This is a genomic window from Delftia sp. WSY_10, assembly GCF_043104705.1.
Taxonomy (GTDB): domain Bacteria; phylum Pseudomonadota; class Gammaproteobacteria; order Burkholderiales; family Burkholderiaceae_C; genus Comamonas; species Comamonas tsuruhatensis.
Map to the genome: position 1 here is coordinate 397,080 of NZ_JBICKY010000015.1, position 14,156 is coordinate 411,235.

General features: G+C 63.8%; 11 protein-coding genes and 6 tRNA genes. 5 read left to right on the forward strand and 12 right to left on the reverse strand.

Annotated features, from left to right (window positions below):
- Positions 1-82: 82 nt before the first annotated feature.
- Complete coding sequence (locus ACF8ML_RS08215; RefSeq protein ID WP_034363042.1) at positions 83-982, forward strand: alpha/beta hydrolase family protein; 900 nt, start codon at positions 83-85, stop codon at positions 980-982.
- A gap of 64 nt (positions 983-1,046) precedes the next feature.
- On the opposite strand, the gene fumC is transcribed toward ACF8ML_RS08215, so the two are convergent.
- Entirely contained in the window at positions 1,047-2,438 is a 1,392-nt protein-coding gene (gene fumC / locus ACF8ML_RS08220; RefSeq protein WP_016445164.1) for a class II fumarate hydratase, read from the reverse strand.
- 313 nt (positions 2,439-2,751) lie between these two features.
- Between fumC and ACF8ML_RS08225 the strand changes: the two genes are divergently transcribed.
- The 4 genes from ACF8ML_RS08225 to murI all read left to right on the forward strand — a co-directional run bounded on the left by ACF8ML_RS08225 (position 2,752) and on the right by murI (position 6,571).
- The gene (locus ACF8ML_RS08225) at positions 2,752-4,305 is read left to right on the forward strand and encodes a fumarate hydratase (RefSeq protein WP_013803260.1); all 1,554 of its coding nucleotides are present in this window, start codon (positions 2,752-2,754) and stop codon (positions 4,303-4,305) included.
- Between the two features lie 100 nt (positions 4,306-4,405).
- Complete coding sequence (locus tag ACF8ML_RS08230) at positions 4,406-5,038, forward strand: class I SAM-dependent methyltransferase (RefSeq protein WP_047327111.1); 633 nt, start codon at positions 4,406-4,408, stop codon at positions 5,036-5,038.
- A complete protein-coding gene (locus ACF8ML_RS08235) occupies positions 5,035-5,622 on the forward strand; it encodes a GNAT family N-acetyltransferase (RefSeq protein ID WP_047327110.1) in 588 nt (195 codons plus the stop codon). Before ACF8ML_RS08230 ends, ACF8ML_RS08235 begins: the two co-directional genes overlap by 4 nt.
- Positions 5,623-5,680: 58 nt before the next feature.
- Complete coding sequence (gene murI / locus ACF8ML_RS08240) at positions 5,681-6,571, forward strand: glutamate racemase (protein ID WP_047327109.1); 891 nt, start codon at positions 5,681-5,683, stop codon at positions 6,569-6,571.
- A 1-nt stretch (position 6,572) separates the two neighbouring features.
- On the opposite strand, the gene ACF8ML_RS08245 is transcribed toward murI, so the two are convergent.
- The 11 genes from ACF8ML_RS08245 to clpX form a co-directional block, all read right to left on the reverse strand.
- On the reverse strand, positions 6,573-7,184 hold the full coding sequence (locus ACF8ML_RS08245) for a M48 family metallopeptidase (protein WP_047327108.1): 612 nt from the start codon (positions 7,182-7,184) through the stop codon (positions 6,573-6,575).
- 32 nt (positions 7,185-7,216) lie between these two features.
- Positions 7,217-7,843 carry a DUF6806 family protein gene (locus ACF8ML_RS08250; RefSeq protein WP_013803265.1) on the reverse strand — a complete coding sequence of 209 codons (627 nt, stop codon included), beginning with the start codon at positions 7,841-7,843 and terminating at the stop codon, positions 7,217-7,219.
- Between the two features lie 328 nt (positions 7,844-8,171).
- Positions 8,172-8,262 (reverse strand) — tRNA-Leu (locus ACF8ML_RS08255).
- A gap of 99 nt (positions 8,263-8,361) precedes the next feature.
- Positions 8,362-8,437 (reverse strand) — tRNA-Gly (locus ACF8ML_RS08260).
- A 139-nt stretch (positions 8,438-8,576) separates the two neighbouring features.
- Positions 8,577-9,341 (reverse strand): M48 family metalloprotease, encoded by a 765-nt coding sequence (locus ACF8ML_RS08265; RefSeq protein WP_016445158.1) that lies wholly within the window; start codon positions 9,339-9,341, stop codon positions 8,577-8,579.
- Positions 9,342-9,724: 383 nt separating this feature from the next.
- Positions 9,725-9,798 (reverse strand) — tRNA-Cys (locus ACF8ML_RS08270).
- A 46-nt stretch (positions 9,799-9,844) separates the two neighbouring features.
- Positions 9,845-9,920 (reverse strand) — tRNA-Gly (locus ACF8ML_RS08275).
- Positions 9,921-9,978: 58 nt separating this feature from the next.
- Positions 9,979-10,054, reverse strand: a tRNA-Gly gene (locus ACF8ML_RS08280).
- Between the two features lie 67 nt (positions 10,055-10,121).
- Positions 10,122-10,197: transfer RNA gene (locus ACF8ML_RS08285), tRNA-Gly, on the reverse strand.
- 103 nt (positions 10,198-10,300) lie between these two features.
- Complete coding sequence (gene lon, locus ACF8ML_RS08290; RefSeq protein ID WP_016445089.1) at positions 10,301-12,715, reverse strand: endopeptidase La; 2,415 nt, start codon at positions 12,713-12,715, stop codon at positions 10,301-10,303.
- Positions 12,716-12,835: 120 nt separating this feature from the next.
- A complete protein-coding gene (clpX, locus tag ACF8ML_RS08295; protein ID WP_012204530.1) occupies positions 12,836-14,098 on the reverse strand; it encodes an ATP-dependent Clp protease ATP-binding subunit ClpX in 1,263 nt (420 codons plus the stop codon).
- Between the last annotated feature and the right edge of the window lie 58 nt (positions 14,099-14,156).

The window sequence follows — 14,156 nt, forward strand, 5'->3', positions numbered from 1 at the left end:
CGCGGAGCGCAGGCGGGGCCAGGGCCTCGATTACATTGGCGCAGCCGTGGGCCCTTGCCACGGACCACAGGAGACAAAAAACATGCGCCAACTTTCCTTTTCCATCGTCCTGCGCCAGGCCGCCTCCGGCACGCTGGCGGCCGCCGCGCTGCTGGCCGGCCCGGCCGCCCAGGCCGGCTCCATCGAGGCCGCCGAGTTCAAGAGCGCCACGCTCCAGCGCAGCTGGACCTACAACGTCTACCTGCCCACGGGCTACGACGCCCAGTCCAGGCTGCGCTACCCCGTCATGTACCTGCTGCACGGCAACGACGGCCAGCGCAACGACTGGCCCGTCAAGGGCAACCTGCTGCGCACGGTGGACCAGCTGATCCAGAACGGCGAGATCCCGCCCGCCATCATCGTCATGCCCGACGCGGGAACGACCTGGTACGTGGACCTCAAGGAGCCCATGGAGACGGCCTTCTTCCAGGACCTCGTCCCCCATGTCGAGAAGAAGTACCGCACCCTCACCAGCCGCGATGGCCGCGTCATCGGCGGCCTGTCCATGGGCGGCTACGGCGCGCTGCGCTACGTGCTCAAGTACCCGGAGAAATTCCAGGCCGCCGCCCTGCTGAGCCCCGCCATCTACAACCCCGAGCCGCCCGCCGATTCCTCGGCACGCTCGGTCAAGGTCTTTGCCGAACCCAACACGGGCGGCCAGTACAGCACCACGGTCTGGAAAAGCTACAACTACCCCGCGCTGTGGGACAGCTTTCTCGCCCGCAAGATCAGCGTGCCCATGTACATCAATTCGGGCGACGACGATGAATTCATGATCGAGTCCGACGCCGCCCAGCTCTACGCCCAGCTGCGCAGGAACAAGCAGCCTGCCGAGCTGCGCATCGTCAACGGCAAGCATGAATGGCCGGTCTGGGAAAGCACCATCGGCGACGCGCTCAAGTACGTGTTCCGCACCGTGCGCCGCCCGCAGGCGGACAACTGAGCCAGGCCATGAAGCAAAAAAAGGGGAGCCGATCGGCTCCCCTTTTTGATGGCATCAGCAGGTCCTACAGGTTGCCGACCATCTTGGCAGGGATCACCCAGGCGTCGAACTGTTCGCCGGTCAGGTGACCGGAGGCCACGGCCGCTTCGCGCAGGCTGGAGCCTTCCTTGTGCGCCTTCTTGGCGATGTAGGCCGCCTTGTCGTAGCCGATGTGCGGATTCAGCGCCGTCACCAGCATCAGCGAGCGCTGCACCAGCTCGGTGATGCGCTCGCGGTTGGGCTCGATGCCCACGGCGCAGTGGTCGTTGAAGCTCTTCATGCCATCGGCCAGCAGGCGCACGCTCTGCAGGAAGTTGTGCGAAACCATGGGGCGGAACACGTTCAGCTCGAAGTTGCCCGAGGCGCCGCCGAAGTTGATGGCCACGTCGTTGCCGAAGACCTGGGCCGCCAGCATGGTCACCGCCTCGCTCTGCGTGGGGTTGACCTTGCCGGGCATGATGGACGAGCCGGGCTCGTTCTCGGGAATGGAGATCTCGCCCAGGCCGCTGCGCGGGCCGGAGGCCAGCCAGCGCACGTCGTTGGCGATCTTCATCATGCTGGCGGCCAGCGTCTTGAGCGCGCCGTGGGCGTGGACCAGGCCGTCGCACGAGGCCAGGGCCTCGAACTTGCTGGGCGCCGTCACGAACGGGTAGCCGGTGAGCTGGGACAGCTCGGCCGCCACGCCCTCGGCATAGCCCTTGGGTGCATTCAGGCCCGTGCCCACGGCCGTGCCGCCCAGCGCCAGCTCGTACAGGTGCGGTAGCGCGGCGCGCACATGCTTTTCGCCATGGGCCAGCTGGGCCACCCAGCCCGAGATTTCCTGGCCCAGCGTCAGCGGCGTGGCGTCCTGCAGATGGGTGCGGCCGATCTTGACGATGTCGGCATAGGCCTCGCTCTTGGCCTGCAGCGTATTGCGCAGCAGGGCAATGGCGGGCAGCAGCTTTTGCTCGATGGCCGTGACGGCAGCCACGTGCATGGCGGTCGGGAATACGTCGTTGCTCGACTGGCTCTTGTTCACGTCGTCATTGGGGTGGACCAGGCGCGATTCGCCCCGCTCGCCACCGAGGATTTCGCTGGCGCGGTTGGCCAGCACCTCGTTGACGTTCATGTTGGTCTGCGTGCCCGAGCCGGTCTGCCAGACCACCAGCGGGAACTCGTCCGGGTGCTTGCCGGCGATCACCTCGTCGGCGGCGGCCAGGATGGCCCGGGTCTTCTTCTCGTCGAGCAGGCCCAGCTTGTGGTTGACGGTGGCCGAGGCCTTCTTGACCTGGGCCAGCGCGTGGATGATCTCGCGCGGCTGCTGCTCGCCGCTGATGTCGAAGTTCTGCAGCGAACGCTGCGTCTGCGCGCCCCAAAGCTTGTCTGCGGGGACGGCTATGGGTCCGAAAGTGTCTTTTTCCTGGCGGGTCGCGGTCATTGGTGTGGACTCCTTGGTGAAAACAACGCGGCGCAGTTGGCTGGAGGCAGGTCGGCGGGCCGCGCGCTGCGTGGCTCGGGGATGTCTGGCTGGCGGGGCCGCAATGGCAAAAACCCGCCCATGGTAACTCCGCAAATGGGAACCTCTCGCATCCATCCCCCACTGAGGTGTCGCCGAGGCGGGCTTGTCCAGGCAAACCCCTCGACTCTTGTACAAGACTGCACCCCTCGCGTGCACTTTCCGCCGCGCAGCGCCGATAATCGCCCCCGGGATTCCCCTCCCCTGTTCCCCCGATCAAAAAGACACCCCACCGATGACCACCACGATCCGCCAGCAGGACCTGATCGATTCGATCGCAGGCGCCCTGCAGTACATCAGCTACTACCACCCCGCCGACTACATCGCCCACCTGGCCCGCGCCTACGAGCGCGAGCAGAGCCCGGCGGCCAAGGACGCGATGGCCCAGATCCTGACCAACTCCAAGATGTCGGCCACCGGCCACCGCCCGATCTGCCAGGACACCGGCATCGTCAACGTGTTCCTGAAGGTGGGCATGGACGTGCGCTGGGAAGGCTTCACGGGCGGTCTGGAAGACGCCATCAACGAAGGCGTGCGCCGCGGCTACAACCACCCCGACAACACGCTGCGCGCCTCCGTCGTGGCCGATCCGCTGTTCGCGCGCAAGAACACCAAGGACAACACGCCTGCCGTCATCAACGTGCAGATCGTGCCCGGCGACAAGCTGGACGTGACCGTGGCCGCCAAGGGCGGCGGCTCGGAGAACAAGTCCAAGATGATCATGATGAACCCCAGCGACAACCTGGTGGACTGGGTTCTCAAGACCGTTCCGACCATGGGCGCGGGCTGGTGCCCGCCGGGCATGCTGGGCATCGGCATCGGCGGCACCGCCGAGAAGGCCGTGCTGCTGGCCAAGGAAAGCCTGATGGAAGACCTGGACATGTACGAGCTGCAGGCCAAGGCCGCGCGCGGCGAGAAGCTCGACCAGGTCGAGGAACTGCGCCTGGAGCTGTACGAGAAGGTCAACGCCCTGGGCATTGGCGCGCAAGGCCTGGGCGGCCTGGCCACCGTGCTGGACATCAAGATCAAGATGTACCCCACGCATGCGGCCTCCAAGCCCGTGGCCATGATCCCCAACTGCGCGGCCACGCGCCACGCGCACTTCGTGATGGACGGCTCCGGCGCGGTCTACATGGACGCCCCCTCGCTGGACCTGTGGCCCAAGATCGACTGGGAGCCCGACTACAACAAGTCGCGCCGCGTGGACCTCAACGCCCTGACCAAGGAAGAAGTGGCCAGCTGGAAGCCCGGCGACACCCTGCTGCTCAACGGCAAGATGCTCACGGGCCGCGATGCCGCCCACAAGCGCATCCAGGACATGCTGGCCAAGGGCGAGAAGCTGCCCGTGGACTTCACCAACCGCGTGATCTACTACGTCGGCCCCGTGGACCCGGTCAAGGACGAAGCCGTGGGCCCCGCAGGCCCCACCACGGCCACCCGCATGGACAAGTTCACCGACATGATGCTGGAGCAGACCGGCCTGATCGCCATGATCGGCAAGGCCGAGCGCGGCCCGGTGGCCATCGAGTCCATCAAGAACCACAAGTCGGCCTACCTGATGGCCGTGGGCGGCGCCGCCTACCTGGTGTCCAAGGCCATCAAGAACGCCAAGGTCGTGGGCTTCGAGGACCTGGGCATGGAAGCCATCTACGAATTCGACGTGGTGGACATGCCCGTGACCGTGGCCGTGGATGCCGGCGGCACCAGCGCCCACATCACCGGCCCTGCCGAATGGCAAAAGCGCATCGCATCCGGCGAGTTCAAGACCATTGAGATTGCCTCGGCCTGACGCCGGCGCCAAGCGCAAAGAGGCCGCCTTCGGGCGGTCTTTTCATTGGCGCGGGCATTTGTGACAGACTGCCCGCTGCCTGCAACACTGCCCATTCAACATGACCATCGCGCTCGTCCTCATCGCCCTGCTGGCCGCGACCAGCCTGGCCTGGCGCCTGTCCTCCCGCCGCCATGTCCTGCCCTGCCCGTCCTGGCTGCGCTGGATGGTCGAGCTCGACAATCCCTTCGCGGCCAGCAACAAGGCCGCCTTCATCGTCGGGCAACTGCAGATCCAGCCAGGCATGAAGGTGCTGGACGCGGGCTGCGGCCCGGGCCGCGTCACCCTGCCGTTGGCACATGCCGTTGGCGCGCAGGGACAGGTGCTTGCCGTGGACCTGCAGCCGGCCATGCTCGAACAGGTGGCGGCCAAGGCGCGCGCGCAGGGGCTGGAGAATGTGCGCACCCAGGCGGCGGCGCTGGGCCAGGGGCAGCTGGCAGCCGAGCAGCACGACCGCGCCGTGATGGCCGCCGTGCTGGGAGAGATCCCGGACCGCCAGGCCGCGCTGGCCGACGTGTTCCAGAGCCTGCGCCCCGGCGGCCTGCTGGCCGTGGCCGAGCTGGTCTTCGACCCGCATTTCCAGCGCCGCACCAGCGTGGAAAAGCTGGCAGGCAAGGCAGGCTTCATCCCCCACTCCTTCCACGGCCATGCGGCCGCCTATCTGCTGGTGCTGCAGCGCCCTCTCCAACCATGACCACCACACATTCCCCTGTAGCGACCCTGCGGACACCGCGCCTGATACTGCGCCAGTGGCAGGCCGGCGACCGGCAGCCCTTTGCCGCGCTGAATGCCGACCCACAGGTCATGGAGCACTTTCCGACACTGCTCAGCCGTGAACAAAGCGATGCCATGGCAGACAGGATCCAGGCACTGATCGAGGAACGCGGCTGGGGCTTCTGGGCGGCAGAGCACCTTGCCAGTGGCGAGTTCATGGGCTTCATCGGGCTGCACACTCCCGCCGCGTCTTTGCCGTTCTCGCCCTGCGTGGAAATCGGCTGGCGGCTCGCCCGGCCTTTCTGGGGCCAGGGCCTGGCCAGCGAAGGCGCGCGGGCGGCGCTGGAGCACGGCTTCGGCGCGTTGCATCTGGAGTCCATCGTCTCGTTCACCGCGCTGTCCAACCTGCGTTCGCAGGCCGTGATGCAGCGCCTGGGCATGGAGCGCGACGCCCATGACTTCGACCATCCGGAGGTGCCGGCAGGCCATGCGCTGCGCAGGCATTGCCTGTATCGCCTGACACATACCCAATGGCTGCAGCAGCAAGCCATGGCCGCAGCATGAACGCGCCCGAGCGGGCATACTGGGCGCCGCCTCCAAAAGCCTTTATCCGCATCTCCACATGACCTCCCCGGCCTCTCCCATCGGCGTCTTCGACAGCGGCATCGGCGGCCTCAGCGTGCTGCAGGCGCTGCGCCATGAGCTGCCGCATGAGCGCTTCATCTACCTGGCCGACAGCGGCTATGCTCCGTATGGCGATGCACGCGGCGACGCCTTCGTGCAGCAGCGCACGCGCACCATTGCGCGCCACCTGTGCGACCAGCACCAGATCAAGGTACTGGTGATCGCCTGCAATACGGCCACGGCCGCTGCCGTGGACATGCTGCGCGCTGAAATGCCCGAACTGCCCCTGATCGGTGTGGAGCCCGCCATCAAGCCCGCTTCGCTATCGAGCCAGACCGGCCACGTGGGCGTGATGGCCACGCGCGGCACGGTGAGCAGTGCGCGCTTTGCCCGGTTGGTGGCCGACCATGGCCAGCGCGTGCAATTCCATGTCCAGCCCTGCGACGGACTGGCCAAGGCCATCGAGGAAAGCACGGAGCAGCCCGTTCCCGCCGACCCCATGGCCACCGAGGTCGCGCGCCTGTGCGCCAGGTATGTGAATGCCCTGGGCAGCTTCGGACAGAAGACGGGTGAGATGGATTCCCTGGTGCTGGGCTGCACCCACTACATATTCGCCCGCGAGCAGTTGCGCACGCTGCTGGGGCCGGACATCCAGTTCATCGACACAGGTGCCCCGGTAGCCCGCCAGACGCGGCGCGTGCTGGACCGCCTGGGCACCCTGGCCAGCGAAACAGGACCCTTGCCCGCGGCGGAGGGCCAGGTCCGGTTGATGACCACGGGATCGCTGCAGGCCCTGCAGGCTGCGGCATCGCGCTGGCTGGATCTGCCCGCGCAATGCTGCTCGTCCGTTCAGGTCGGCGAATCCAGCGCCATCCCCACGGCCGCTTGAATCACGGCTGCGCCTGCCACAGGCGCCGGCCCGAGTGGTCCATCCAGCTCAGGTACAGCCGCAACTCGAACTCCAGCTGGTGGTATTCGGGCTCCATGTGGGTGCACAACTGGTAGAAGGCCTTGTCGTGATCGGGCTCGCGCAGGTGGGCCAGCTCGTGGACGACGATCATGCGCAAAAAAGCCTCGGGCGCTTGCTTGAACAGTGCACCGATGCGGATCTCATGCCGTGCATTGAGGCGGCTTCCCTGCACCACGGCGCGGCGCGTGTGCAGGCCCAGGGCGTTGTGGACCACATGGATGCGGCCGTCGTAGGCTACCTTGTTCAGCGTGCCGGCATTGCGCAGGTGCCGGCCCTTGAGGGCATCCACGTAGTCATAGAGGCTCTTGTCCGTGCGCACGGCATGGGCCTCGGGATGCTTGCGCAGCAGCCAGGCCTCGGCCTTGTCATCGGCCAGCCAGCCACGCACCTGTGACTGCAGCGCGGCCGGGTAGGCGGACAGGTAGGGAAGCGGCAGCGCGCCACCGGCCACCTCGCGCCGCTGCTCGCGCTGGCGGCGCACGGTCTCGGTGACTGCTCCAGAATACTTGGGCGTGCTGGTCTGTGCCGCCATGGCTGTACGCTGCGCGGGGCAGCGCCTTGCGCTCAATGCAGGTGGCGGGGGCGGCGGTTGCCGCCGTGGCCCGAACCCGATCCACCCATGCCGCGCGGCGGCTTGCCGATCTCCAGCGAGCTGACCAGGGCGTCGAAGCGCTGGGAGAACAGCTTGTCGATCTCCTGCACCACGCCACCCAGCTCGGAGCCGTCGAAATGGCGCTCCATCAGGTTGACCACGTCCTGCACCAGCAGGTCGCGCTGCACCTGCATGATGGCCGCGGGCGTCGGGCCCACGAAGAGCATGACGAAGTCGTCGCGCGACTCGGCCTCTTCGGACTCCTCTTCCTCGTCGAACTCGGTGTCGTAGAAGGTTACCTCGATGGCAGCACCCTGCTCGGCCAGCTCGTTGATGCCCATGCACATGTCGTCCAGCGACTGGCGGAAGTCCTCATCGCCGCGCACCGTCCAGCACACCTGGAGCAGGCGCTCCTTGGTATCGAACTGGATGCCGGGCTCTTCTTCGTAGACGCTGCCAGCGCCATCGGCCAGGGAGCGGGCACCCGCATACTTCCACAGCGGGCCCAGCGCTTCCTGCAACTGCTCGTAGGTCGTGTCGGGGCGCAGCAGCACCTGGCCGTGCACGTGGATTTCAAATGGAGCGTTGTAATTCGACATGTTCTCGTCTGGGATGAGTTTGGCCACACCTGTCACGCCGCACCATGTGCCACGATCAATGTCAACGGAACGCATGCAGGCATCGCCATCACTGTCTGCCCGAGCCGCGCCATCCAGGCAAGCAGCCCGGGGCCTGATGAAGGGATTCTCGCACGTAATGCAGCCGGCAAGGACTTGGCGGCGCATGGCCACAATGCGGTGCTGCAAGAGCACGAAGCCAGCAACATGCACTGCGCAGCACCGCGAAACATTGCGCAACCGCAGCATTCGCCTCAACGCAAAATTGCTGCAAAGATTGCAGCATCAGAACGTTGCTGCACATAGCTCATGGTGCCCCGAGCCGGGATCGAACCGGCACGCCCCTGTTCGGAAGCGGCGGATTTTAAGTCCGCAGTGTCTACCAATTTCACCATCGGGGCCCTGCGCCGCAGCGTCACAGGCCAACGCAAGCTGCTCATGCCTGCGAACTGCAGCACCAACGAAAAAGGGAAGCGTTACCGCTTCCCTTTTTTCTGAATTGGAGCGGGAAAACGGGTTCGAACCGTCGACCTCAACCTTGGCAAGGTTGCGCTCTACCAACTGAGCTATTCCCGCATATCTGTCAAGCTGTGCGCCTCACAGAGCAGACTTGAATTCTAGCGCAGATTTCCGGCACTCCGGACCAAGTCCGGAAAAAATCCACGTCGAAGCGGATCAATGCCCACCCGCACAGCAGCCCGCTCCATGCCGTCGCTTACTTGCCGTCGATGCGGTCCTGCATGCGCTTGGCGCGCTGTTCAGACGGGGGGTGAGAGCTCAGGATGGAGCTGCCGCCACTGCCACCGCTGAGCTTGGCCAGCTTCTGGAACGATGTGACCAGGCCCTGGCGACTCATCTTCTTTTCCGTGAGCAGGTCAAAGGAATAGTCATCAGCCGCCGACTCCTGGGACTGGGAGAACTGGGCGTTGATGAACTTCTCACCCAGATCTCCGGCCTGCGAGCGCGACAGCGAGGCCAGCGCCGAATTGCCGCTATTGGCTGCAATCGAGCGCGCAGCCGATGCCGCATAGGCCGTTTGCATGCGCTTCTTGCTATGACCCAGCGCCACATGCCCGATCTCATGGCCAATCACGCCACGCAATTCATCGTCGTTCATCAGATCCATCAGGCCGCTGTAGACGCGAATGCAGCCATTGGCCATGGCCCAGGCATTCACGTCCTGCGTCATATAGACCTTGTAGACGGCTTTTTTCCCATTGACGGCCTGCGGCATGCTGGCAATGACCTTGTTCAGCCGCACCGTGTACTTGCTCTTGGCATCGGCCACCTTGTTCTGCGCATCCATGGCCGCGCAGGAGTCGTTGGACAGCGTGACCACATCGTCATCCGTGAGCGTCATGGCCTTCATGGCCGTGGAGCCTGAATCCAGCAGCCCGCCCACATCAGCGGACTCCATGGTTTTACAACCCGCCAGCACCACGCCGCTGGCAACAATCGCCGTCAATAGCTTGATCTTCATAATCCCTCCCGATGAATGAAGCGCGCATCATATCCACGACCGGCCAATTGAATCCACCGCCAATGGCAAGCCATTTGCACTTTTTTGCAATTTTCCAATCAACTTCCAATAAGCACGCTCGCGGCGAGGATCCAGGCAGAACAATTGGAAACAAAATAATTCACCGAACTGGCAATGAATTACAGAATGGAATTCTCTTCATGTCACAGAAGAACAAGCCCTGAACCACTCGCAGAGTGCCGAAACTTTAGAGAGAGGGAGAGATGGAGCTTGACCGGGCACGGGGCTGGCTCGAACCAGACAGCAAGGACAAGCAATGATCCTGACGCAGAAAAAGAAAAAGGCCCCGAAGGGCCTTTTGAACTGTTTTCGCAATGAATTTTTGGAGGCGCGAACCAGAGTCGAACTGGTCTAACCGGATTTGCAATCCGGGGCATAACCGCTTTGCTATCGCGCCAAGATCACTATCAAACAACTACAGCATTGCTGCAGTTTTTAAAAACTGGAGCGGGAAAACGGGTTCGAACCGTCGACCTCAACCTTGGCAAGGTTGCGCTCTACCAACTGAGCTATTCCCGCAAACATTCAAGCAACTACCCGTCACCTGAATCGAACGTACACAAGGCACATTCAAAACTGGAGCGGGAAAACGGGTTCGAACCGTCGACCTCAACCTTGGCAAGGTTGCGCTCTACCAACTGAGCTATTCCCGCTTGAATCATCCATTCTGGCAGCCAACCGCCACCAGAACCGAACACACCCGAAAGCATGTTCAAAATCTGGAGCGGGAAAACGGGTTCGAACCGTCGACCTCAACCTTGGCAAGGTTGCGCTCTACCAACTGAGCTATTCCCGCATTTCTATCGAAGCCTGACATTCTACAACGTCGTTTGCTGCGATGGGATGAATTGTAGCGTAGTTCTTGGAGGGTTCAGGAAAAACGCTACATTTTTTCATCTTCAGTGCTTGACTGCAGGCTCCACAGCCTTGGTTTCCGCCGGGGCCACGGCGGCGGCCTCCTCGTCGGACAGAGGCTCTGGCACACGTTCCAGCGCCACCTTGAGGACCTGGTCGATCCACTTGACGGGAATGATTTCCAGGCCGCTCTTGACGTTGTCGGGGATCTCCTGGAGGTCCTTGACGTTCTCTTCGGGAATCAGCACCGTCTTGATGCCGCCACGCAGGGCCGCCAGCAGCTTTTCCTTGAGGCCGCCGATGGCGGTGACCTCACCGCGCAGCGTGATTTCACCAGTCATGGCGACATCGGCACGCACCGGGATACCCGTCAGCGCAGAGACGAAGGCCGTCGTCATGGCTGCACCCGCGCTGGGGCCGTCCTTGGGGGTGGCGCCATCGGGCACGTGCACGTGGATGTCCTTCTTCTCGAAGGCCTCGTCCTTGATGCCCAGCATGCGCGAGCGGCTGCGCACCACGGTACGCGCGGCTTCGACCGATTCCTTCATCACGTCGCCCAGCGAGCCGGTGCGCGAGATCACGCCCTTGCCGGGCATGATGGCGGCCTCGATGGTCAGCAGATCGCCGCCGACCTCGGTCCAGGCAAGACCCACGACCTGGCCGATCTGGTTGTTCAGTTCGGCACGGCCATAGGTGTACTTGCGAACACCCAGGTAGTCAGGCAGGTTGTCGGCAGTGACGACGACGGTGGGCTCCAGCTTCTTGAGCTGCAGGCCCTTGACGACCTTGCGGCAGATCTTGGACAGCTCGCGCTCCAGCGAACGCACGCCGGCCTCTCGAGTGTAGTAGCGCACGATGTCGCGGATGGCGGATTCCTCCACCCGCATCTCGCCTTCCTTCACACCGTTGTTGGTGATCTGCTTGGGCAGCAGGTAGCGGATGGCGATGTTGACCTTTTCGTCCTCGGTGTAACCCGACAGGCGGATCACTTCCATGCGGTCCAGCAGCGCGGGCGGGATATTCATGGAGTTGGAGGTCGCCACGAACATCACGTCGCTGAGGTCGAAGTCCACTTCGACGTAGTGATCGCCGAAGGTGTGGTTCTGCTCGGGGTCCAGCACTTCCAGCAGGGCGCTCGACGGATCGCCACGGAAGTCCATGCCGAGCTTGTCGATTTCGTCCAGGAGGAACAGCGGGTTGCGCGTGCCGACCTTGTCCAGGCTTTGCAGCACCTTGCCCGGCATGGCGCCGATGTAGGTGCGGCGGTGGCCGCGGATTTCCGCCTCGTCACGCATGCCGCCCAGCGCCATGCGGACGTACTTGCGGCCCGTGGCCTTGGCGATGGACTGGCCCAGCGAGGTCTTGCCCACGCCCGGAGGACCGACCAGGCACAGGATGGGCGCCTTGACCTTGTCCACGCGTTGCTGCACGGCAAGATATTCAAGGATGCGGTCCTTGACCTTTTCAAGGCCGAAGTGGTCGGCATTGAGCACCTCCTCGGCATTGGCCAGGTCGTGCTTGATCTTGGTCTTCTTGCTCCAGGGCAGGCCCGTGAGCACATCGATGTAGTTGCGCACCACGGTGGCTTCGGCCGACATGGGCGACATGAGCTTGAGCTTCTTGAGCTCGGCCTCGGCCTTCTTGCGCGCCTCGGCAGGCATGCGAGCGAGCTTGATCTTCTTTTCGATCTCTTCGATGTCGGCGCCGTCCTCGCCCTCGCCCAGCTCCTTCTGGATGGCCTTGACCTGCTCGTTCAAATAGAAGTCGCGCTGGTTCTTTTCCATCTGGCGCTTGACGCGACCACGGATGCGCTTGTCGACATTGAGGATGTCGACCTCCCGGTCCAGCTGCTCGAACAGGTTTTCCAGGCGCTCCTTGATGTCCACCAGGTCGAGCACGGCCTGCTTGTTCTCGAGCTTGAGCGGCAGGTGCGCGGCGATGGTGTCGGCCAGGCGGCCGGCATCATCGATGCTGGCGATGGAGGTGAGGATCTCGGGCGGGATCTTCTTGTTGAGCTTGACGTACTGGTCGAACTGCTGCGTCACGGCGCGGCGCAGGGCTTCGATCTCGCTGGGCTTGTGGGTTTCGGCCTCGGGCGCCACGGGCACGACGGAGCCCACGAAGTGGGTCTCTTCATCCATGACCTGCTTGACCAGCGCGCGCTGCTGGCCTTCGACCAGCACCTTGACCGTGCCGTCGGGCAGCTTGAGCATCTGCAGGATGGTGGAGACGCAGCCGACGTCGAACATGTCGGCCGCCGTGGGTTCGTCCTTGGAGGCGGTCTTCTGGGCCACCAGCATGATGCGGCGGTCGCCCTCCATGGCCAGCTCCAGCGCCTTGATGCTCTTGGCGCGGCCCACGAACAGCGGAATCACCATGTGGGGGAACACGACCACATCGCGCAGCGGCAGCAGCGCCAGGTCTAGGGGGGTGGAAGGCAAAGGGGTATGTCCTGACATGGGAATCCTCGGTTTGTCAGCGGAAGATGGTCCGCCCACCGGTGTATTTCAACCCCGCAGCCCGAAAGGATTTCGGGCCACAGGGACTTGCGCTGCCGGACCTTTGCAGGCAGCGGCGCATCAGGCTTTCTTGGCCGCCTCGCGGTAAACCAGCAGCGGTGCTTTTCCGTCTTCGATGGTGGACTCGTCCACCACCACCTTCTCGACATTGTCGGCATTGGGCAGTTCGTACATGGTGCCGATCAGCGATTGCTCCAGGATGGAGCGCAGGCCACGCGCACCCGTCTTGCGCGCCAGCGCCTTGCGGGCGATGGCCTTGAGCGCGGCGGGCCGGATCTCCAGCTCCACGCCTTCCATGGCCAGCAGCTTGCTGTACTGCTTGACCAGGGCGTTCTTGGGCTCGGTCAGGATCTGCACCAGGGCGTCTTCGCCCAGTTCGGCCAGGGCCGTGACCACGGGCATGCGCCCCACCAGCTCGGGGATGATGCCGAACTTGATCAGGTCTTCAGGCTCGATCTCCTGGAACACTTCCGAGATGGAGCGCTGCTTCTTGCTCTTGACCGTGGCGCCAAAGCCGATGCCCGACGCCTCGGTGCGGTTCTCGATGACCTTCTCCAGGCCCGCGAACGCGCCACCGCAGATGAACAGGATGTTGGTCGTGTCGATCTGCAGGAAGTCCTGGTTCGGATGCTTGCGGCCGCCTTGCGGGGGAACGCTGGCCATGGTGCCTTCGATGAGCTTGAGCAGGGCCTGCTGCACGCCCTCGCCCGACACGTCACGCGTGATGCTGGGGTTGTCGGACTTGCGCGAGATCTTGTCGATCTCGTCGATGTAGACGATGCCGCGCTGCGCACGCTCGACGTCGTATTCGCAGCTTTGCAGCAGCTTCTGGATGATGTTCTCGACGTCCTCGCCCACGTAGCCGGCCTCGGTCAGCGTGGTGGCATCGGCCATGACGAAGGGAACGTTGAGCATGCGCGCCAGCGTCTGCGCCAGCAGCGTCTTGCCGGAGCCCGTGGGACCGATGAGCAGGATGTTGCTCTTGGCCAGCTCAATCTCGTCCTTGCCAGCCTTGTCCTTGTGACGCAGGCGCTTGTAGTGGTTGTATACGGCGACAGCCAGCGTGCGCTTGGGCAGGTCCTGGCCGATCACGTAGTTGTCCAGGTTGGCCTTGATTTCGGCGGGCGTGGGCAGGTCGCCTCGGCCGTCCTTGGCCTCGGTGCTGGGCTGCTCGTCGCGGATGATCTCGTTGCAGAGATCGATGCACTCGTCGCAGATAAAGACTGACGGACCCGCGATCAGCTTCTTGACCTCATGCTGGCTCTTGCCGCAGAAGGTGCAATAAAGGTTTTTTTCGCTGGAGGAGCCTTTTTTCTCGGCCATGGGGTCGGTGCCTTGTTACAGAAATATGGAAAAGGATGATAACCAAATGGAAAGCGGC